This is a genomic window from Paenarthrobacter sp. 10L412, from assembly GCF_056395565.1.
On record NZ_JBFTJT010000002.1, the window covers coordinates 294682 to 315481 of the forward strand.

Here is a 20800-nt window from a genome sequence, read left to right on the forward strand (position 1 = left end):
CCACTCCACGAAGTCCAACACTCCGCGAGAAGAGCAAGCATGAACACGCACTCAACCCTTCAACGGCCGCGCCGCCGGCTGCGACAGGCAGCCGCCCTCGCAGCCGCAGCAAGCGTGGCAGGCAGCATCCTGCTGGTGACGCCGGCTGCGCAGGCCAACCTGCCGGCTGACCCGCCGTCGAACACCATGCCGGCACCCACGCCCGGCTTCCCACTGCCCTCCGTCCACACGCAGGAGGCGTATGATCCTGCCGCCGACTTCACGTCCAAATGGACCCGTGCAGACGCAAAGCAGATCATGGCACAGAGCAACACCAACGTTGCTCCGGGCCAGAACTCCATGAGCCCCGACGTCACCATGCCGGAAATCCCCAAGGACTTCCCCGCCATGAACGACGACGTCTGGGTTTGGGACACCTGGTCCCTGACGGACGAGAACGCGAACCAGATCAGCTACAAGGGCTGGGACGTCATCTTCTCCCTGGTTGCTGACCGGCACGCCGGCTACGGCTTCGACCAGCGCCACTGGAACGCCCGGATCGGGTACTTCTTCCGCAAGACCAACGCTGATCCGGCCAAGGACAAGTGGAACTACGGCGGACACCTGTTCCTGGACAACTCCTCCATCGGCAACACCGAATGGTCCGGCTCCACGCGCCTCATGCAGGGCAACAAGATCAACGTCTTCTACACGGCCACCACGTTCTACGACGTCGCCGAGCGCAACGCTGGCGGGGGCGGCATCGCTCCCGACGCTGTCATTGCCAAGGCACTGGGCAACATCCACGCCAACCAGGACGGCGTGACCTTCGACGGCTTCGAGCACACCAAGCTGCTGGAGCCGGACGGAAAGATGTACCAGAACAAGGCCCAGAACCCGGGCTTCGCGTTCCGTGACCCGTACACCTTCGCGGACCCGGCGCACCCGGGCAAAACCTTCATGGTCTTCGAAGGCAACACCGGTGGCACGCGCGGCGACTACAAGTGCAAGCAGGAAGACCTCGGCTACCGCCCGGGCGATCCCCACGCTGAGACCCTGGACCAGGTCAACACCACCACAGGTGCCTGGTACCAGACCGCAAATGTTGGCCTGGCAGTGGCCGACAACAAGGACCTCACCAAGTGGAGCTTCCTGCCCCCGATCCTGTCCGCCAACTGCGTCAACGACCAGACTGAGCGTCCGCAGATCTACATCCAGAACGAAAACGGCAAGAACAAGTACTACCTGTTCACCATCAGCCACCAGTTCACCTACGCCGATGGCATGCGCGGCCCGGACGGCGTCTACGGCTTCGTGGGCAACGGCGTTCGCTCCGACTTCCAGCCGGTGAACAACAGCGGCCTGGCACTGGGCTCCCCCACGGACCTGAACATGCCGGCCAACGCGCCGGAGGGTCCGGACCCGCGCCAGAATGGCCGTCAGTTCCAGGCTTACTCGCACTACGTACAGCCTGGCGGCCTCGTGCAGTCGTTCATCGACAACGTGGACGGCGTCCGCGGCGGCTCCCTGTCCCCCACCGTGAAGATGAACTTCCAGGGTGGCGTGACGCAGGTTGACCGTACCTTCGGCAAGAACGGCCTCGGCCCGTTCGGCTACCTGCCCACCAACCTCCGCGTTGGCGGCGAAGGCCTCTACAAGTAGGCCGCAACACCCCCGGCCCTTAGGCCACGGCAGGGGTGCGGGCTCCACAGGGCCGGTACCCCTGCCACTCCCCAACCCCAGGATCTCTCCCCATGACTTACCCCAATCCCCGCCTGTCCCGCCGTCATCTGCTGGCCGCAAGTGCCGCCGTCGTGGTCGCCTTTTCCGCTGCCGCCTGCACCGCTCCAGCACCAGAAAGCCCGACGTCGGCCCCCACCCCAGGCGGGCACCGGCCATCCGCTTCGGATCCGTGGCGGCCCGCAGCCCACCTGACTGCTGAAAAGAACTGGCTCAACGATCCCAACGGCCTCGTGTACCACGACGGGACCTACCACGCCTTCTACCAGTACAACCCTCGCGGGAACTCGTGGGGCAACATGTCCTGGGGCCACTCCACCAGCAAGGACCTGGTGCACTGGGAACAGCAGCCTGTTGCCATGGAGGCGAGCCCGCGGGAGGAAATCTTCTCCGGTTCGATCGTGATGGATAAGAACAACGCGTCCGGTCTGGGATCTGCGCAGAACCCGCCCATGGTGGCCCTCTACACCAGCGCATATGGAAAGAACGGCGCGCTCCCCCAAGGTGCGCAAGCGCAATCCGTGGCCTTCAGCCTGGACAACGGAAGCACCTGGCAGAAGTACAAGGGCAACCCCGTCCTGAACCTGGCGCCCACCAACAACAACTTCCGCGACCCCAAGATCACCTGGTACGAACCCGGCCGATACTGGGTGATGACCACGGTCGTGGCGGACGCGCAGGTAGTGAAGATGTTCAAATCCACGGACCTTCTCCACTGGGATTTCCTCAGTGACTTCTCCGGGGTCGGCGCCCAGGGCGGACTCTGGGAAGTGCCGGAACTTGTCCAGATGGACGTAGAGGACTCCACCGCGAAGAAGTGGGTCATGCTGCTGAGCATCAACCCCGGCGGCATCGCGGGAGGCTCAGGCATGCAGTACTTCGTGGGCGAATTCGACGGCACCCGTTTCACGGCCGAAAACGCCGCGCCCGCCGATGCTCCGCTCACCGAGTCCCAGTGGCTGGACCATGGCGCCGACTACTACGCAGCAAACTCCATCTCCGGAGCGCCCGGCGGCAAGCCAGTGCTCCTTGGCTGGATGGGCAATTGGGACTACGCGCAACACGTTCCCACCACGCCGTGGCGCGGGTCCATGGCCATCCCTCGCGAACTCACCCTGGTCCGGGGCCAGAAGCGGCTCGAACTGCGATCGGCAATTGCCGGCGTGGCGAGGGAGGCACTCGAACGCTCAGGTGAGATGAAGAGCAAAAACCTCACCGTCGGCCCGGAGGCGCAGGATCTTGGCGCCGATTTTGCCAGCCGTACGCAGCTCATTGAGCTCGAAATGGACCTTACCTCTGCGCGGGAAGCAGGAATTCTCCTTCGCCGATCCGCTGACGGCAGCGCTGGCCTCCGTATCTCCTACAACAAGGAAAAGCGCACGGTAAAGGTTGACCGTTCCAAAGCCGGGACCAGCAATTTCTCGGAGAAATTCAGCCCTTATCACGAGGTTGCCCTGCCCTCCTCCGGCAGCGATGGCACGGTCCGCCTGCGCATCCTCCTGGATTCCTCGTCCGTGGAGGTCTTCGCCCAGGATGGGGCGGCAGTTATTTCGGACATCTTCTTCCCGGACTGGGACAACACGGGATCTTCTGTATTCAGCATGGATGGGAACACGGACTTCACCGTCCAATCCCGCGCCCTCTAAAGCAACGCGGGGTCAGATACGGCCCATTGCGACTGGATTTATGGGCCATATCTGACCCCGCGTTGCCCTTGACGTGGGCAATGAGGATAGTTTTGTCCCTATGACATCAAGCGATGCCGCCCTTAACCAGCTGCTCACCGACGCCCGCGAATGGGCTTCCCACGATCCGGACCCCACGACGTCGGCCGCTCTCCTTGAGCTCACCGACCTCGCCAGCGGCGGTGACGCAGGAGCAGTCCAGGAATTGGGCGACAGCTTTAGCGGCACCCTGCAGTTTGGCACCGCGGGCCTTCGAGCGGCTCTCGGCCCAGGACCCAACCGGATGAACAGGGTGGTGGTGCGCCGGGCAGCGGCTGGCTTGGCTGCATTCCTGAACGAAGCGGTGTCCGCAGCTGCTCCTGGTACCCGGCCGCGCGCCGTCGTCGGCTTTGACGCCAGGTATAACTCGGACATCTTCGCGGAAGAGACGGCTGCCATCTTCACAGCCGCGGGGATCGAAACCTTCCTCATGCCGGCAGCACTCCCGACGCCGTTGCTCGCCTATGCGGTCAGGGCGCTGGATTGCGATGGCGGCGTGATGGTCACTGCGAGCCACAATCCGCCGCAGGACAACGGCTACAAGGTCTATCTTGGCCGGCACGCCGTGACCGAGAGCGGCAGGGGTTCACAGATCGTGGCCCCGTACGATGCCCGGATTGCGGAAAAGATTGAGGCCGTGGGCACCCTGGAGTCAATCGAGTTGGCCGAAGCTGGCTGGACCGTGCTTCCCGGCTCAATCGCCACGGAATACCAGGCGGCAATGGCAGGCTTGGCGGATGCAGAGCACTTCCCCTCGCGGGACTTGAAGATTGTCCTCACCCCCATGCATGGCGTGGGTGGTGAAACAGCCGTATCGGTATTGAACGCAGCAGGCTTCACGGACGTCACCCTCGTCGCCGAGCAGGCCGAACCTGACCCCGACTTCCCCACCGTCGCATTCCCCAACCCGGAAGAACCAGGCGCCCTGGACCTGGCGCTTGCGGCCGCGGCGGACCTGGGTGCCGACATCGTCCTGGCCAACGATCCCGACGCCGATCGGGCTGCGGTTGCTGCGGTTGACCCCGCCACCGGCGCCTGGCGGATGCTGCGTGGGGACGAAGTTGGGGCGCTCCTGGGCGCACACATCGTTGCGCGTATGGCCGCCGGTGCCGGCGAAGAACCACGGGCAGGCGTCTTCGCCAACTCGATCGTGTCCTCACGGCTGTTGTCACGCATTGCGGCTGCAGCAGGCTACGCCCATGAGGAAACACTCACGGGCTTCAAGTGGATTTCGCGCGTCCCGGGACTCACTTATGGGTACGAGGAAGCGCTGGGATATTGTGTGGCGCCTGATCTGGTCCGGGACAAGGATGGCATCTCAGCGGCAGTTCTTATCGCCGAATTGGCAGCAACCGCAAAGGCCGAGGGCAAGACGATCTTCGACACCCTGGATGAGCTGTACCTGGTGCATGGGCTTCATGCGAGTGACCAGTTGAGCATCCGCGTGGCAGACCTGGGGCTTCTGGATGCCATGATGAACCGCTTGCGGGTCAACCCGCCGGAAGCGTTTGGAGGCTCCGCCGTCGAGGTTTTCACCGATCTTGCCGAAGGCAGCGAATCCTTGCCGCCCACCGACGGGCTTTTGTACCTCACGCGGGATCAGAGCCGCGTGATTATCCGGCCCAGCGGCACGGAACCAAAGCTCAAGTGCTACTTGGAAGTTATCCAGGCTGTGGAGTCGGCAGCAGAGCTTCCCGCTGCACGACAAGCAGCGCGGACATCCCTGGACGATGTCCTGCGGGATGTCCGCGAAGCGTTGGGCTTGTAGCCGCCGGAGTCTGGCGGGTTCTTAGAGTTCGACCTCGATGTAGCCATCCACAAGGCGGGTGGCAAAGGTTGCGAGCTTGAGGCCCGGGTCCGTGAAGCACTCACCGGTTTCGAGGTCGTAGACCTCTTTGTGCAGCGGCGACGCAATGGTTGGCCGGCTGCCGCGGGACCCGATAATGCCGCGGGCCATGACGTTGGCCAGGGTGGCCGGGTCCTGCTGTGCGACGGCGAAGACTTCGCCGGGTGCGATGCGGAACAACGCTACCTGCCGGCCTTCGATGAGTGCCGCTTCGCCCCAGGCCACTTCGAGTTCGTCCACCGGGCACACACGGTGCCATTCGCCAACGGCGGTAGTAGTCAGTTCGTCGGCACGGTCCAGAATTACGGTCATTTCAGCCCCTCTCACTGTGTCCGGGCGCTGGCAATTTCCACCTTCACTCCCCCGGACCGGGCCACGCTTGCGGCCACTCTTCAAAGCTAGGGCGCGGGTGTTTCATCGGGGGTCCGCATTTGTGTCCGGTGCGTAAAAGAGACCTCACACCCCGCGAAATGCGTTCGTGATGCAGAAGTTAAGATCACGAAACAAAGGGGAAACTGAAGCGAAACTGCCCGTCCCTAGGCTGGAAGCACAAGTTGCGGAGATCCGTCTGCAACATCTGCGAAAGGCCCACCAGTGACCGGACACACTTCAAGTACAGAGAACCCGCGCCGCATCGTTGTCGTCGGAGGCGGCCCTGCGGCCCACCGTTTCGCCGACGCAATGTACAACCGCGGTCTTGAAGGCTGGCAGGTTACGGTGCTGACCGAAGAGGCGCACCTCCCCTACGACCGCGTTGCGTTGAGCAAGGCCCTGACGGAAACCGATGTAGACCTCACCCTGGGCGATGCTGCCATGTGGGAGCACGAGGCCCTGACGCTGAAGACCGGCGAGCGCGCAGTCAAGATCGATTCCGTTGCCAAGAGTGTCCTCACGGCGGCAGGCAACAAGTACGAATACGACCACCTGGTGGTTGCCTCGGGTTCGGATGCAGCCCGGCTTCCCATCCCTGGTTCCGAGCACACTCACGTTTACCGGACGCTCGAGGACGTCTGGGCCATTAACAAGGCCATTGCAGAGCTTCGCGAGAAGCTGGGCCGCAAGGTTAACGCGGTCACCATCGGTGGTGGCTTGCTGGGCCTTGAATCCGCTGCAGGCACTGAGCAGTTGGGCGCCACGCCGATCGTCATCAACGGTGCACCGTGGCTCATGAACACGCAGCTGGATGAAGGCGCCGGCCAGGCGCTTGGCCGCTTGATCGAGGCGAAGGGCTTCGAGGTCCACGGTGGCGTCTTCCCGTCCGAAGTACTGACGGACGACGACGGCAACGTCACCGGAGTCCTGATGGCTGACGGCCGGACTATTGATGCGGACCTCGTGATCGTGGCTATCGGCGTGAAGCCGCGAGATGACCTCTTCCGCGCAGCTGAGGGCGAAGAGCAGCTGTTCAGCCTGGGCCAGCGCGGCGGCGTGGTGATCAACGATTTCTGTGCCACAGAGGTGGACGGTATCTGGGCGATCGGTGAAGTGGCCAACTTCGAAGGCATGTGCCTGGGCCTCGTTGCCCCGGCAAACACCATGGCCGAGATCGTGGCGGACCGCCTGCACGGCGGGGCGGCCACGTTCCCCGGTTTCGATACCGCCACCAAGCTGAAGTTGTCCGGTGTAGATGTTGCGAGCTTCGGTGATGCCTTCGCCCGCACCGGGCACTCCCTCGAAATCGTCTATGCCGACCCCGCCCGTGGCGTTTACCAGAAGATCGTCACTACTGACGATGCCAAGACCCTCCTGGGCGGCATCTTCGTGGGTGACGCGTCCCCTTACATGAGCCTGCGCCCGCTGCTCGGACGTGAACTGCCAGCCGAACCCGGCGCCTTCCTGAGCGCTGCCGGTGGCGGCGAGGCTCCGGAAACCGAGCTTCCGGACGATGCCATCCTGTGCTCCTGCAACAACGTGTCCGCCGGAACCATCCGTGACACCGTCAACGGTTGCGGTGCCTGCGAGGGCAACGCTCCCGTGCAGGAGCTCGGCGAGCTCAAGGGTTGCACGCGTGCCGGCACCCAGTGTGGTTCCTGCGTCCCCATGTTGAAGAAGCTCCTCGAAGGCGAACTGAAGAAGTCCGGCATCGAGGTTTCCAAGGCCCTCTGCGAGCACATCAGCCTGTCCCGCCAGGAGTTGTTCGATGCCATCCGTGTCCTGGAACTGACCTCCTTCGAGGAGATCATGGCCAAGTATGGAACGGGCGCCGGCTGCGATATCTGCAAGCCGACCATCGCCTCCATCCTGGCCAGCCAGCACTCCGCCTACGTCCTGGATGCCGGCCGTGGTTCCCTGCAGGACACCAACGACCGCGCGTTGGCAAACATGCAGAAGGATGGCACCTACTCGGTGGTTCCGCGCATTGCCGGTGGTGAAATCACTCCCAAGGGTCTCGGGGTCATCGCAGCGGTCGCCGAAAAGTACAACCTTTACACCAAGATCACCGGTGGCCAGCGCATCGATATGTTCGGCGCCCGACTGGAGCAGCTGCCGGACATCTGGAAGGAACTGGTTGATGCCGGTTTCGAGTCCGGCCAGGCCTACGGCAAGAGCCTGCGCACGGTGAAGTCCTGCGTCGGATCCACATGGTGCCGCTTCGGCGTCCAGGATTCCGTAGCCATGGCTATCGCTTTGGAACTGCGCTACCGGGGCCTGCGCAGCCCGCACAAGCTGAAGATGGGTGTTTCCGGTTGCGCCCGCGAGTGTGCAGAAGCCCGCGGCAAGGACGTCGGCGTCATCGCCACCGCTGATGGCTGGAACCTGTACGTGGGCGGCAACGGTGGTGCTACCCCGGCACACGCGCAGTTGCTCGCCAAGGACCTGGATGACGAAACGCTGCTGAAGTACATCGACCGCTACCTCATGTACTACATCCGTACCGCCGACCGCCTGCAGCGCACCGCGCGTTGGCAGGAAGAGCTCGACGGCGGCATCAAGCACGTCGAGGAAGTAGTGGTACACGACTCCCTGGGCATCGCCGAAGAGCTTGAGGCCGCCATGGCCAAGCACATCGACACGTATGAGGACGAGTGGGCTGAGACCTTGAAGGACCCGGAGCGCCTCCGCCGTTTCCGTTCCTTCGTCAACGCCCCCAACCAGAAGGACGAGTCCATCTCCTTCGTTCCGGAGCGCGGCCAGATCCGTCCCGCGACGAACGAGGAAAAGGGCGGCGTGCTCATCGCCTCCACCATCCCGGTCCGCCGCGAAACTGTCGGCGCAGAACCCGTCGGCGCAGAGAACTAGGGGTACCCATGCAGCTCACCATTGATCTCACAGGCCGTGAAGTCCTCGTCACGGGATCCGAAAAGGCCGCTCGCCAGGCGGTTCGCCGCTACCACGCTGCCGGGGCCAAGGTGTTCCGCCTCAGCGCCCCTGCCGGCGCACCCGGCGACGGACCTCTGCCCGAGCGTCCGTTCCTGGTAGCAGTGGTGGACGACGGCGAGACCGGTTGGGAGCCGTTGGTGGAACGCTGCGGCGGCGCCGGGATTCCGGTTGCCTTCGAGCCCGCACCAGGCGCTGAGGGTCATGTGACCCTGGTGGGCGGTGGCCCTGGCGCCTTGGATCTCCTCACGGTTGGTGCGGTGGACGCCCTGCGCGATGCCGACGTCGTGTTTTACGATCGCCTGGCCCCGTACCAGGAGCTGGCCGACCTGACGTCCGGCGAGCTGGTGGACGTTGGAAAGCAGCCTGGCCACCACAAGGTGACGCAGCGTGACATCGAGAAACTGATGGTGGAAGCAGCCCTCCTTGGCAAGAGCGTGGTCCGGCTCAAGGGCGGCGATCCATACGTCTTCGGCCGCGGCGGCGAAGAAGTGGCCGCCTGTGTTGCCGCTGGCGTTCCCGTCCGCGTGATCTCCGGCGTCACGAGCGCCATCTCCGTTCCGGCCGCAGCCGGGATTCCGGTAACGCACCGCGAGGTCAGCCACATGTTCACTGTGGTTTCCGGGCACGCTCCCCTGACGGAGAAGGAACACACGCACTTGGCAGGACTGGGCGGCACGATCGTTGTCCTCATGGGCATCGGAACCCTCCCGCAGCTTGCCGCCGGCCTGCGCCGCGCGGGCATGGAGCCCGACATGCCGATGGCCGTGGTGGAGCGCGGCTACCGCCCGGGTCAGCGCACCACGATCGCCGATCTGGGTACGATCGAAACGGCAGCTACCGGTTGCAGCAACCCGGCCGTGCTGGTCATAGGCGAGGTGGTCCGGGTGGCTGAAGCCAACCGTAATCATGCCGAAGCATCCGCTGAACTGAGCCGACTCGCGGCTTCGCTCCTTGAAGCCTGAAAGTAAATCAATGACTGTTGCACGTGCACTTGAAATCCAAGACGTCACAACCGCCACGGACGTTTCAGAAGCTACCGAAGCGCCGCTGGACGGGTTCCGCATCGGCGTCACCTCGCATCGCCGTTCCAGGGACCTCATCGAGGCCCTGGAACGCCGCGGTGCGAGCGTGCTCCATGCTCCGGCCTTGAAGATCGCGCCCGTGCAGGAGGACATGGTCCTCATCGAGGACACCCGCACCATCATCGCCGCCAAGCCGGATATCTGCATCGCCACCACGGCCTACGGAATGCGCCGCTGGTGCGAGGCAGCGGACTCCTTCGGCATCGGCGAGCAACTTCTGGAAACACTCTCGGCGTGCCGCATGTTCGTTCGGGGACCCAAAGCCCGCGGTGCCGTCCGCGCGGCCGGCCTTGCCGACGTCGGCATCAGCAGTGACGAAACCACGGCGACACTCGTGGACATGCTCCTGGCAGAAGGCGTCCGGGGCAAGACCGTAGCCGTGCAGCTGCACGGCTACACCGACGTGCGCCAGCTGGAGCGGCTGCGGATGTCCGGCGCCACCGTCCTGACGGTGACTCCCTACCGCTGGGTCAAGCCCGACGGCGAGGACAAGCTGCCGCGCCTGATCGAGGCCGTGTGCAACGGCAACCTTGACGTCCTGACCTTCACCAGCGCTCCGGCAGTGGACGCAATGTGGAGCACCGCGCACGAGATGGGCCTGTACCGCCAGCTTATTGAAGCGCTCAAAGGGCCTGTGACGGTTGCCGCCGTTGGGCCCGTCACCGCACAGCCACTGGTCGACGCCGGGCTGACGCCACTCATTCCCGACCGCTACCGCATGGGCGCACTGATTCGCCTCGTGACGGAGCACCTGTCCCTGAACCATGTGCGCCGCCTGGAAACCAGGAGCGCCACCATCGAACTCCGCGGGCGCTGCCTGCGGATCAACGGCGAAGTGATTGACCTTGCACCAGCCCCGCTCCTGCTGCTCCGGGCCCTGCTCGGCGCCGGTGGTGCGGTGCTGTCCCGTGAAGCGCTCTCGGATCTCCTGGACCTCCGCGGTTCCGTGCACGCCTTGGACATGACCGTCAGCCGTCTGCGTTCCTCGCTTCCGGACGGCAAGCTCATAGAAACCGTCGTGAAGCGCGGGTACCGGCTGCGGGCTTAGATTCGCCCCCAGGAAAGCACCGCAACGTCCGGGACGTTGCGGTGCTTTTCGCCGTTAACCGGATCTGCGCTGTTGTCGCGCGCCTTGTCCTGACAGGAACATTTCCTTGGCAGAAACCTTGTCCTTGACAGCTGCAAAACGTTTTAGGTAATGTGATCCAAACAACATCCAAAACGTTTTGCAAAGGACTGTCGATGACGACGAGGGTAGGCATCCGCGAAGTGGCGAAGGCTGCCGGCGTTTCGATCACCACGGTGTCCCATGCACTCAACGACGCCACGAGCGATCGCGTGAACCGCAAAACGCAAGAACACGTACGGGCCGTGGCCAAGGATCTGGGCTACGCCCCCAATCGCCTGGCGAGCGGACTGCGGAACCAGCGTTCGCAGATCATCGGCCTCGTCAGTGATCAAATCACCACCACGCCCTTTGCCGGGGCCATGATCCGCGGTGCCCAGGAAACCGCATATCAGCGGGGCTACCTGCTGATGGTGCTCAATTCAGGGCTTGACAACGATCTTGAGAAACACGAAATCCAAACCCTCCAGCAACACCAGGTGGACGGGATCATTTACGCCCGTATGTACCACCAGGGCGTCACGGTTCCGGAAGAACTCTACGAAGTCCCTACCGTGCTGCTGGACGCGGCCTCCGCTGACAGTTCAATCTCCTCAGTCGTCCCGGATGAAATCGCAGCCGCAGAAAGTGCGGTGGAAATCCTGGCTGCTGCGGGGCATACGAGGATCGGGATGATCAACAACATTGACGACATCCCGGCCACGCACGGACGGTTGGAGGGCTACCGACACGCCCTCATGCGGAACGGGCTGCCGGAAGATCCCCGGCTCGTCGCCTCTGCGCTCTCGGACACTGTGGGCGGCAGGCAAGCAGCGGCACAACTGCTGTCCTTACCTGATCGGCCCACTGCCCTGTTCTGCTTCAACGACCGCATGGCCATGGGCGCCTACCAATCAGCTTCCGCAGCAGGCCTCCGCATCCCGGAAGACCTCTCTGTGGTGGGAATGGACAACCTCGAACTCATCGCAGACTCGTTGTGGCCGGGGCTGACCACGGTTGCCCTTCCGCACTACGAGATGGGGTGCTGGGCCGTTACCCGGCTTCTGGACGACATTGAAAAGCCCGGCACGCCGCCGGGGCAGAAGAAACTCATCTGCCCTGTCATAGAGCGGGGCTCGGTGGCACCACCCCACTGACATAAGCCACTAACCCACGCGAAAGACCACGTCAAAACACGACGTCACAACACCGGATTCCACAAAGAAAGGGACGCAGCCGTTGCAGCGGCTGCGCCCCGAAGGACCCGGGTCAATCATCCACACCCAAAAACAGCAGAAAGATTGAGAATCATGTACACACGATTCACACGGATCCTGGCAACCAGCATAGCTGCGGCGGCCCTCGTCGGCAGCCTGGGCGCCTGCAGCAAGGGCAGCTCCTCGTCCACAAGCGACAGCCCCAAAGAGATCACCATGTGGACGCACGCCGCCGGAAACCCGGAGGAACTGGCGGCAACCCAGGCGATCGTGGACTCCTATAACAAAAGCAGCGGCGCGAAGGCGCAAATCAAGGTGCAGGCTTTCCCGCAGGAGTCCTACAACGATTCCGTCGTTGGGGCCGCGTCAGCCGGAAAACTTCCCTGCATCGTGGACATTGACGGACCCAACGTTCCCAACTGGGCATGGGCCAAGTACCTGGCGCCGCTGAAGCTGTCCGCGGACCTTTCCAAGAACCTCCCCAGCACCGTTGCCAAGTGGCAGGGCGAGACCTATGCGGTTGGGTACGGCGACGTCGCCTTGTCCATGTTTGCCCGCAAATCCGATCTCGCTGCGGCGGGCGTCCGGGTCGCCACCCTTGAGAAGCCATGGACAAAGGACGAGTTCCAGGACGCGTTGACCAAACTCAAGGCACTTGGTAAATGGGATTACCCGTTGGACATGGGTACTGCCGGAACGGGCGAATGGCTGCCCTATGCGTACTCGCCGTTCCTGCAGTCCTTCGGCGGAGACCTGATCAACCGCGAGGATTACCAGTCGGCTGACGGAGCCCTTAATGGCGAGAAAGCTGTGGAATGGGCCAAATGGTTCCGCGGGCTGGCGGATCAGGGCTTCATGGCGACGAAGAGCGGGAAAGATTCCACCCAGGACTTCCTGAACAACAAGAGCGGCCTCCTCTACACCGGTTCCTGGGCTGGGGACAAGGCCCGGGCCGCCCTCGGAGATGAGCTCGTCGTCATGCCCAGCGTGGACCTGGGCAACGGTCCCAAGATCGGCGGAGCTTCCTGGCAGTGGGGCGTCACCAGCGGCTGCAACAACATGGATGCCGCGATGGACTACCTGTCCTATTCCTTGAAGCCGGAAAACGTGGCTTCCGTCATCAAGGCAACGGGAGGCATCCCCGCCACCAATGAAGCCGCCGCCCTGATTCCAGCGTTCGCCGAGGGCGGTGCCAACCGTATCTTCATGGAGTTCTCCCGCGAGTACGCGGTATTGCGGCCTGAAACCCCGGCTTACCCGTTCATCGCCACCGAATACGGCAAGGCTGTCCAGGACATCCTGGCCGGTGCGGATCCCAAGGCGGCCCTGGACAAGGCGGTCAAGGCGATCGACGCCAACATCAAGTCCAACGGCGGCTACAAGAACTAGCCGGCGGCAGCCGAACGGAACGGCGACGGCGGCACTCACCTGCCGTCGTCGTCGGACCTCCCGGCCCCAGCTGTCAACGGAGAACCCCCATGACAACCACCCGAATTCCCCCTACTTCTGGCCGCCGCTTGGCGGCCCCCGCCCCCGCCGCACCGCCCAGCAAACCCCATCGCCGGCCGCGCTACGTGCGCGAGCAGATCGCCGGCTGGGGAATGATCGCCCCGGCCGCCGCCCTCCTGCTGCTCTTTGTCTTCCTCCCCGCGATCCTGGGCTTCGGCCTGGCCTTCACCAACGCCCGCCTTGTGTCACCGCGACCTGTTGAGTTTGTGGGTGCGGATAATTTCATCCGGCTCTTCACGGATCCCACGTTCTGGCGGGCACTGCTGAACGTCAGTTACTTCGCGGTTGTGGTGGTGCCCGTCCAATCGGGCCTTGCCCTGGCGATGGCGCTGCTGATCAACAAGAAGTTCCGCGGGGTGAACTTCTTCCGCACGCTGTACTTCCTTCCCGTGGTGACGTCCATGGTGGTGGTGTCCCTGCTGTGGATGTTCATGTACCGCAAGGACGGGCTGATCAATGAGTTCCTGTCCGCGGCCAGCTTCGGCCTGATCGATGGCCCGGACTGGCTCAACGATCCCGCCACATCCATGCCGGCCATCATCATCCTGTCGATCTGGCAGGCCGCCGGCTTCCACATGATCATCTGGCTCGCCGGCCTGCAGAGCATCTCCGGGGAACTGTACGAGGCAGCCCAGCTTGACGGGGCAAGCCGCTGGCACCAGTTCCGCTACGTGACCTGGCCGGGCCTCAAGCACACCCGCACCCTGATCCTGGTGACCATCACCATCCAGGCACTCGGGCTCTTCGACCAGGTCAGCGTCATGACCCAGGGCGGGCCGCTCGATTCCACTACCACCATCATCTTCGAGGCGGTGCGCTCAGGGTTCAAGCAGCAGGAAACATCCTATGCCTCGGCCATCTCCCTCGTATTCTTCGTCCTGGTGCTGCTGATCTCCGCAGTGCAGCGCTACCTGACCCGAGAGAAGGACTGACATGAAAGAGACACTCACATCCAAGAGTCTCAGCGGTGCAGGGACCATGGTGGTGCGGATTCTGTTTGCCGTCGTCGCCGCCTTCCCCCTCCTGTTCATGGTGGTGTCTTCACTCAAGCCGGACCAGCAGATCTTCGGGGACATGTCCTCAGTGGCAGCCTTCCTGCCCATCGGCAACATCTCGTTTGACAACTACACTGCTGTCTTTGACCGTGTGCCGGCCGCCCGCTTCCTGATCAACTCCATCGGGGTCTCGGCCGTGACGGTGGTGATGGGCATCTTCATCAACAGCCTGTGCGCCTTCGCTTTGTCCCGGATGCAGGTCCGCGGCAAGCGCATTGTGTTCACGGCGATCCTGGCCACGCTGATCGTGCCCTTCCAGACCCTGGCGCTGCCGCTGGTGTGGTGGGTGAACCAGTTGCCGTTCTTTGAGCTCAATGGGTTCAGCCTGGAGATCTCCAAGGGCTGGCTGGACACCTATCAGGTCCAGATCATCCCCTTCATCGCCAATGCGTTCTCCATCTACCTCTACCACCAGTGCTTTGAGTCGATCCCGAAGGAGCTGGACGAGGCCGCAAGGATTGACGGCGCTGGCTGGTTCAAGATCTACCGCCTGGTGGTGATGCCCCTGGCAGGCCCGGCGACAGCCACGGTGGCGATCTTGACGTTCCTGCCCGCATGGAACTCCTACCTGTGGCCGCTCATGGTGGTCCAGTCCGAGGAGCTCCGACCCGTCATGATCGGCATCCAATACTTCTTCCAGCTCAACGTCTCCTGGGGCGAAGTCATGGCTTATGCGTCCCTCATCACGGTCCCGGTGGTGGTGCTCTTCATCGCCTTCCAGCGCTCCTTCATCAACAGCATCGCCTCCAGCGGCGTCAAGGGCTGACACGGCTTGCCCCTCATGCGAAAGGGAAATGCTCCCATGAATACAACCGCCGACCTCGACTGCCGCTACCGGCCCAAGTGGCACTATTCCGCGCAGCGCAACTGGCTCAACGACCCCAACGGGCTCCTCTACTCCAATGGCGTCTACCACCTCTTCTACCAGCACAACCCGGAGGGCGATACGTGGGGCAACATGTCCTGGGGCCACGCCACCTCGGTGGACCTGCTGCATTGGGAAGAGCAGCCCGTGGCCATCCACTGCGACGACGAAGAAGCCATCTATTCCGGCTCCGCTGTGGTGGATGTCCGTAACACGAGCGGTTTCGGCACCCTCGAGAACCCGCCCCTCGTGGCCATCTATACGAGTGCTTACACCTCCGGCTCGCCCAGGGCCGGCCTCCAGGCGCAGTCCCTTGCCTACAGCACGGACGACGGCACCACTTGGACCAAGTATTCGGGGAACCCAGTCCTGGACAGGGTCTCCCCGGACTTCCGGGACCCGAAGGTCTTTTGGTACGACGGCGACGCCGGCAGCTACTGGGTTATGGTCGCCGTCGAAGCAGCCCGACGCGAAGTCGTGCTGTACAGCTCACCGGACCTGCTGTCCTGGGAATACCTCAGCACCTTCGGCCCGGCGAACGCCACCGGAGGCGTGTGGGAATGCCCGGACCTGTTTGAACTTCCGGTGGAGGGCGATGCGTCCAACACCCGGTGGGTTCTGGTGGTGAACCTCAGCCCGGGCGGTATCGCCAGCGGCTCCGGCGGCCAATACTTCGTCGGAACGTTCGACGGCGTGACGTTCCATTCCGAAACTACCGTCACCGAAGGCCTCCAGTCCGATGACACCCGGATGGCCGAGTACGGCTGGCTCGACTGGGGCCGGGACTACTACGCCGCTGTATCCTTCAGCAACGTACCCGACGGACGCCGGCTCATGATCGCCTGGATGAACAACTGGCAGTACGGCGCTGAGACACCCTCCGACGGCTGGCGCAGCGCCATGTCGCTCGTTCGCGAAGTGAAGCTGGTTTCCCGAGGCGGGCGTCCCGTGCTGGTACAGGAGGCCATTGACCCTTTCGAAGGCCAGGGGACGGAGCTGACATTGGGCCGGAATCGGCTGGAGCCCGGGCTGACGTGGCTTCCCGAAGAGCTATCCGGGGACGTGTTGAGGATCGATGCCGAGTTCGAGCCAGGGCATTCCGGAAGGGTCGGCATCGTGCTGCGGGCCGACCCGCAACTGGACGCCGGGACAGGTGTCTTTTCCACAGGCTCAGAACGCACAGTGCTGGCCTACGACCCCGCAACGGCGGAACTCAGCCTGGACCGCACCGAATCCGGGAATGTCGGATTCCACGAGGCATTTCCGTCAGTGGATCGCGTTACTGTGCCGCTGGAAGACGGCCGGATACGGCTGCGGATCTTCCTGGACCGCTGCTCCATCGAGGTCTTCGCCCAGGATGGCACAGCGACCATTACCGACCAAATCTTTCCGGCGGACTCCAGTACCGCCCTCGCCCTCTTCGCAGAAGGTGAGGGGGCCAGCCTGGTGAGCTTCGCCGTCGTGCACTAACCAGAGGTTCGCAAAAACGGCCGGAGGGGAACGACGCGTTGAGCGTCGCTCCCCTCCGGCGGTTTTGGAGAAGTAATTAGTTCTTGTGCACCAGGTAGATGGCGCCGGTGGTCACGTCCTCTTCGAGTGCCTCCAGCGTACGTCCACGGGTTTCGGGGACCTGGGTGTAGATAAACACCAAGGCGAAGATGCCCACAACACCAAAGAGGAAGAACGTTCCCGTAATCCCCATCCCGGCAACGAGGGTGGGGAAGAAGAGACCCAGCAGGGCGTTGGCGATCCACAGGCAGAACACGGACAGGCCGATTGCGAAGCCTCGGACGTGGAGCGGGAAGATCTCGGACAGCATGACCCACACCGCAATGTTCAGGAACGTCTGCATGGATCCCACGAATGCAACCACCAGGAAAAGGATCACGAACGGCCTGGCCGCATTGCCCACCGGAAGGACGATCGACGCGATCCCGATGAGGAAGTGGCAAACCGTAGTCAAGGTGAAACCCAGAAGCAATGTTGTGCGGCGGTTGACGCGCTGCATCAGCGTGAGTGCAATGACACCACCGACGACGGCGATCACACCGGGCGCGATGTTGGCGACGAGCGCGGCATTGGAAGTGAATCCCGCCTCAACGAGTACGGACTGGCCGTAATACATGATCGAGTTGATGCCCGTCAGCTGCTGTGCAACGCCCAGGCCAATGCCTACAAGAATGATGCGCAGGATCCACTTGTCCTTCAGCGCGCCCCATGAGGTAGCCCTCGATGCCCTTTCTTCGTCCGCCAGATGCTTCACGTCTGCCATTTCTGCCTCGGCGCGGTCCTCCGAGCGAATGGTCTTGAGCACTGCCAAGGCTTCCGGGTTCCTACCCTTGGAGATGAGCCACCGTGGAGATTCCGGCATCCGCAGCATGCCAAAGAACAGTGCGATGGCGGGAAGAGCGGCAACAGCGAGCATGATGCGCCAGACTCCGCCAACTTCGCCCCAGACATTGCCGATGATGGCATTGACAACAAACGCAGCCAGCTGGCCGATGACAATCATGAGTTCGTTCCGCCCGGCCAGGGAACCACGGATTTCGTAGGGCGCCAGCTCGGCAAGGAAGACGGGCACCACAGTGGAAGCACCGCCAACGGCCAGGCCGAGGATGACGCGCCCGATGACCATTACCTCGAAGCTTGGCGCCGAGACACAGGCCAGCGTACCCATGAGGAACAGCACGGCCAGGAGGATGATCGTCTTCCTACGGCCCCAGCTATCCGAGAGGCGCCCGCCGCCGACTGCTCCGGCAGCTGCCCCAAACAACAGTGAACTGGTGACAATCCCTTCCGTCAGCGGTGTCAGTCCTAGGTCGGTTGTCATTGGCCTCAGCGCGCCGTTGATGACCCCAGTGTCATAGCCGAACAACAGGCCCCCGAATGTAGCCACCAGGGCAACAAGCCCCAAGCGCTTACGATGCGGGCCATTGGTTAGCGGCGGAAGGGCAGCATTGCCGGTTCCTTTGCTCTGCGTTTGCGTAGCAGACATCAGGACTCCTTTGTCGGTGTGTTGCAGGCCATAGTCGCCTGCCCTGAAGTACAGACTAACGCGCGAAAGGCTTAAATGTAAGGTCAAACTAACAAATGACGAATTTTCATTCTTTTCCCCGTGGGAGGATGAACTATGGCTCCCGATTCTCAGCACCGCCCTGCCACGCAAAGCGACGTCGCGCGCGAAGTGGGCGTTTCCCGGACCTTGGTGTCTTTCGCCTTCCGCGGCGCACCAGGTGTCAGCCACGAAACGAAGCAGGCCATCTTCGAGGCCGCCAAGCGTCTCGGGTACCGGCCCAATGCGGTAGCGGCCGACCTTGCACGCAAGCACCGTTCCGCCGTCGGGCTTTATCTGCTGGACATCCGCAACGAGATTTACGCTGACGTCCTCAGCGGCGTCCGCACCGCGCTACCACAAGACAGTAACCGGCTCATCCTAAGCGTTTCGCGGTCCGTGGACGGCGTGGATCCGGGCGCACTGGAGTCCCTGATTGAGGCCCGTGTTGGAATTATCATCGCGGCTACGCTGCTGGACTCAGACGAACGGGTGCAAGAAATGGCCCGGATCGTCCCCCTGGTGAGTGTGACCCGGCCGGTGCACGGCGTGGACAGCGTGTACTCGGATGACCTTGCGGGCGCACGGGCGGCAACCCAGCATCTCCTCGGCCTCGGGCATACGCGCATCGCCCATCTTTCTGGCCCGGTCTACGACGGCCACGTCGTCCGCCGCCAGAGTTACGAGCAGACAATGCGCGACGCCGGGCTCTCACCCCAGACGGTCGCAGCCGAGGACTTCACACCGGATGCCGGACAGCGGGCTGCCGCACAGATGCTGAACCAGCACGACCGGCCGACTGCGATTTTCACCCACAACGACCAGTTGGCGCTTGGCGTTCGCGAAGCCGCCTACGCACGGGGCCTCTCCATTCCCGAAGATTTGTCCCTTGTGGGCTACGACAATACAAGGACCGCCCACCTGCACGGCATCGACCTCACGTCCGTGGACTTGCATGCTGCTGAATTGGGTCGGACCGCCGGCACAGTAGCCCTGGAACGGCTCAATAATCCGGATGCCCCCATCGCCGACGAACGCCTCATGCCGCAATTGGTGGTGCGCAACTCCACGGCCCCGGTCAGGCGCGCGGGGTAGGTTCGTTTACCGGTAGGTTCGTTTACCGGGGCAGGCGGTACCGAACGTGGGTGACGAGTTTGGTGCTGGCCACTTCCGTAGGCTCAAGCTTGAGATTACCCACGCCGTCCAGCAACCGCTCGCCACCACCAAGAGTCATGGGCGAAATGTGGAGCCGTAGCTCGTCCATCAACCCCGCTTGGATGTACTGCCGGGCCGTCTGGGCTCCGCCAGCGATCGCCACGTCTTTGCTTCCTGCGACGTCCCGTGCCTGGGCAAGCGCAGTTTCGATCCCGTCGTTCACGAAATGGAAGGTGGTGCCGCCCTGCATCTCCAGCGGCTCGTGCTGGTGGTGTGTCAGGACGAAAACAGGCGCGTGATATGGCGGTTCCTCACCCCACCATCCCCGCCATTCCTTGTCCCACATGTCTGGGCCCGGTCCCGCGAACATATTCCGCCCCATGATGAACGCACCGGCGGCGAGGATTTCCTCAACCTGGGCCGCGTTGGCTTCGGGCTCTTCAAACATCCATCGGTGCAGAAGCTCTCCGCCGTCGCCCAAGGGCTCCGACATCCGCTGGTTGGGACCAGCAACGAAGCCGTCCAGGGAGATGGTCAAATCGCAGGTCACTTGGCTCATTCGCCCATCATGCCACTGGGCAACCTTCGCCAACCAGGGCAGCTCTCGCCAAATCGGCCACCTACGGCGGAAACTGGGGCTACACATCTCAGGAGGACCACATGACATCCGAACTGCTGGAGCGACTCAACATCCTGGTCGGCGAATGGGAGACCACTGCCCCCGGCATGGACGCCGTGAGCCGGACAACGTTCGAATGGTTGCAAGGTGGCGGATTCCTTATCCAGAGATCCACGGTTGAGAGGCCGGAATTCCCGAATGCCATCTGCACTATCGGCGCTACCGGGTCCGACGGCGCACTTCAGCAGCATTACTTCGATTCCCGGGGCGTCGCCCGCATCCTGGACATGACCCTGGAAGAGAACGTGTGGACCCTTTTCCGGGATGGACCCGATTGGCCGCAACGCTACACCGGCCGGATCAGCGAGGACGGAAACACCATCACGGGCCGATGGGAGCGGGGAACCTACCCAGGCGGACCGCTTGAGCACGACTTCGACCTCAACTTCACGCGCATCCTCCCATGACAGTCGGCGAGCAACGCCGGATCAACGGATAACTCCACCTCATGGACAGATCCCCGGCCCGGTG

16 protein-coding genes are annotated in these 20800 nt (G+C 63.1%); 13 read left to right on the plus strand and 3 right to left on the minus strand.

Going from position 1 to position 20800, the window contains the following annotated elements; genetic code table 11:
• Nucleotides 1–39 precede the first annotated feature (39 nt).
• The 3 genes from AC1DD7_RS03060 to AC1DD7_RS03070 all read left to right on the plus strand — a co-directional run bounded on the left by AC1DD7_RS03060 (nucleotide 40) and on the right by AC1DD7_RS03070 (nucleotide 5211).
• A complete protein-coding gene (locus AC1DD7_RS03060) occupies nucleotides 40–1641 on the plus strand; it encodes a glycoside hydrolase family 68 protein (protein ID WP_431119209.1) in 1602 nt (533 codons plus the stop codon).
• Between the two features lie 92 nt (nucleotides 1642–1733).
• Nucleotides 1734–3365 carry a glycoside hydrolase family 32 protein gene (locus AC1DD7_RS03065; RefSeq protein WP_477513744.1) on the plus strand — a complete coding sequence of 544 codons (1632 nt, stop codon included), beginning with the start codon at nucleotides 1734–1736 and terminating at the stop codon, nucleotides 3363–3365.
• Between the two features lie 100 nt (nucleotides 3366–3465).
• On the plus strand, nucleotides 3466–5211 hold the full coding sequence (locus tag AC1DD7_RS03070) for a phospho-sugar mutase (protein WP_477513745.1): 1746 nt from the start codon (nucleotides 3466–3468) through the stop codon (nucleotides 5209–5211).
• Between the two features lie 21 nt (nucleotides 5212–5232).
• Here the strand turns inward: AC1DD7_RS03070 and nirD are convergent, their stop codons facing one another.
• On the minus strand, nucleotides 5233–5601 hold the full coding sequence (gene nirD / locus AC1DD7_RS03075) for a nitrite reductase small subunit NirD (protein WP_431119205.1): 369 nt from the start codon (nucleotides 5599–5601) through the stop codon (nucleotides 5233–5235).
• A gap of 282 nt (nucleotides 5602–5883) precedes the next feature.
• Here nirD and nirB point away from each other — a divergent pair, with 282 nt between their 5' ends.
• The 8 genes from nirB (at nucleotide 5884) to AC1DD7_RS03115 (ending at nucleotide 16913) form a co-directional block, all read left to right on the plus strand.
• A complete protein-coding gene (gene nirB / locus AC1DD7_RS03080; RefSeq protein WP_477513746.1) occupies nucleotides 5884–8529 on the plus strand; it encodes a nitrite reductase large subunit NirB in 2646 nt (881 codons plus the stop codon).
• 8 nt (nucleotides 8530–8537) lie between these two features.
• Entirely contained in the window at nucleotides 8538–9572 is a 1035-nt protein-coding gene (cobA, locus tag AC1DD7_RS03085; RefSeq protein WP_477513747.1) for a uroporphyrinogen-III C-methyltransferase, read from the plus strand.
• Nucleotides 9573–9582: 10 nt separating this feature from the next.
• Complete coding sequence (locus AC1DD7_RS03090) at nucleotides 9583–10740, plus strand: uroporphyrinogen-III synthase (RefSeq protein ID WP_477513748.1); 1158 nt, start codon at nucleotides 9583–9585, stop codon at nucleotides 10738–10740.
• A gap of 194 nt (nucleotides 10741–10934) precedes the next feature.
• Nucleotides 10935–11954: a LacI family DNA-binding transcriptional regulator gene (locus AC1DD7_RS03095; RefSeq protein WP_477513749.1), complete on the plus strand. Its 1020-nt coding sequence runs from the start codon at nucleotides 10935–10937 to the stop codon at nucleotides 11952–11954.
• Nucleotides 11955–12107: 153 nt separating this feature from the next.
• Nucleotides 12108–13403, plus strand: a complete 1296-nt coding sequence (locus tag AC1DD7_RS03100) for a sugar ABC transporter substrate-binding protein (protein ID WP_477513750.1) — start codon at nucleotides 12108–12110, stop codon at nucleotides 13401–13403.
• Nucleotides 13404–13492: 89 nt separating this feature from the next.
• Nucleotides 13493–14455, plus strand: coding sequence for a carbohydrate ABC transporter permease (locus tag AC1DD7_RS03105; RefSeq protein WP_477513751.1), 963 nt, complete (start codon nucleotides 13493–13495; stop codon nucleotides 14453–14455).
• A gap of 1 nt (nucleotide 14456) precedes the next feature.
• Nucleotides 14457–15344 carry a carbohydrate ABC transporter permease gene (locus AC1DD7_RS03110; protein WP_477513752.1) on the plus strand — a complete coding sequence of 296 codons (888 nt, stop codon included), beginning with the start codon at nucleotides 14457–14459 and terminating at the stop codon, nucleotides 15342–15344.
• 36 nt (nucleotides 15345–15380) lie between these two features.
• The gene (locus AC1DD7_RS03115) at nucleotides 15381–16913 is read left to right on the plus strand and encodes a glycoside hydrolase family 32 protein (protein WP_477513753.1); all 1533 of its coding nucleotides are present in this window, start codon (nucleotides 15381–15383) and stop codon (nucleotides 16911–16913) included.
• 76 nt (nucleotides 16914–16989) lie between these two features.
• Here the strand turns inward: AC1DD7_RS03115 and AC1DD7_RS03120 are convergent, their stop codons facing one another.
• Nucleotides 16990–18438, minus strand: a complete 1449-nt coding sequence (locus tag AC1DD7_RS03120) for a sugar porter family MFS transporter (RefSeq protein WP_477513754.1) — start codon at nucleotides 18436–18438, stop codon at nucleotides 16990–16992.
• Nucleotides 18439–18573: 135 nt separating this feature from the next.
• Here AC1DD7_RS03120 and AC1DD7_RS03125 point away from each other — a divergent pair, with 135 nt between their 5' ends.
• Nucleotides 18574–19590, plus strand: coding sequence for a LacI family DNA-binding transcriptional regulator (locus tag AC1DD7_RS03125; protein ID WP_477513755.1), 1017 nt, complete (start codon nucleotides 18574–18576; stop codon nucleotides 19588–19590).
• A gap of 22 nt (nucleotides 19591–19612) precedes the next feature.
• Here AC1DD7_RS03125 and AC1DD7_RS03130 read toward each other — a convergent pair whose 3' ends face one another.
• Complete coding sequence (locus tag AC1DD7_RS03130) at nucleotides 19613–20209, minus strand: dihydrofolate reductase family protein (protein WP_477513756.1); 597 nt, start codon at nucleotides 20207–20209, stop codon at nucleotides 19613–19615.
• A gap of 101 nt (nucleotides 20210–20310) precedes the next feature.
• Between AC1DD7_RS03130 and AC1DD7_RS03135 the strand changes: the two genes are divergently transcribed.
• Nucleotides 20311–20736 carry a hypothetical protein gene (locus AC1DD7_RS03135; protein WP_477513757.1) on the plus strand — a complete coding sequence of 142 codons (426 nt, stop codon included), beginning with the start codon at nucleotides 20311–20313 and terminating at the stop codon, nucleotides 20734–20736.
• Nucleotides 20737–20800: the final 64 nt, after the last annotated feature.

Coding starts and splice junctions, on each gene's coding strand:
- AC1DD7_RS03060 (WP_431119209.1), top strand. CDS start 40: ATGAACACGCACTCAACCCTTCAACGGCCGCGCCGCCGGCTGCGACAG.
- AC1DD7_RS03065 (WP_477513744.1), top strand. CDS start 1,734: ATGACTTACCCCAATCCCCGCCTGTCCCGCCGTCATCTGCTGGCCGCA.
- AC1DD7_RS03070 (WP_477513745.1), top strand. CDS start 3,466: ATGACATCAAGCGATGCCGCCCTTAACCAGCTGCTCACCGACGCCCGC.
- nirD (WP_431119205.1), bottom strand. CDS start 5,601: ATGACCGTAATTCTGGACCGTGCCGACGAACTGACTACTACCGCCGTT.
- cobA (WP_477513747.1), top strand. CDS start 8,538: ATGCAGCTCACCATTGATCTCACAGGCCGTGAAGTCCTCGTCACGGGA.
- AC1DD7_RS03090 (WP_477513748.1), top strand. CDS start 9,583: ATGACTGTTGCACGTGCACTTGAAATCCAAGACGTCACAACCGCCACG.
- AC1DD7_RS03095 (WP_477513749.1), top strand. CDS start 10,935: ATGACGACGAGGGTAGGCATCCGCGAAGTGGCGAAGGCTGCCGGCGTT.
- AC1DD7_RS03100 (WP_477513750.1), top strand. CDS start 12,108: ATGTACACACGATTCACACGGATCCTGGCAACCAGCATAGCTGCGGCG.
- AC1DD7_RS03105 (WP_477513751.1), top strand. CDS start 13,493: ATGACAACCACCCGAATTCCCCCTACTTCTGGCCGCCGCTTGGCGGCC.
- AC1DD7_RS03110 (WP_477513752.1), top strand. CDS start 14,457: ATGAAAGAGACACTCACATCCAAGAGTCTCAGCGGTGCAGGGACCATG.
- AC1DD7_RS03115 (WP_477513753.1), top strand. CDS start 15,381: ATGAATACAACCGCCGACCTCGACTGCCGCTACCGGCCCAAGTGGCAC.
- AC1DD7_RS03120 (WP_477513754.1), bottom strand. CDS start 18,438: ATGTCTGCTACGCAAACGCAGAGCAAAGGAACCGGCAATGCTGCCCTT.
- AC1DD7_RS03125 (WP_477513755.1), top strand. CDS start 18,574: ATGGCTCCCGATTCTCAGCACCGCCCTGCCACGCAAAGCGACGTCGCG.
- AC1DD7_RS03130 (WP_477513756.1), bottom strand. CDS start 20,209: ATGAGCCAAGTGACCTGCGATTTGACCATCTCCCTGGACGGCTTCGTT.
- AC1DD7_RS03135 (WP_477513757.1), top strand. CDS start 20,311: ATGACATCCGAACTGCTGGAGCGACTCAACATCCTGGTCGGCGAATGG.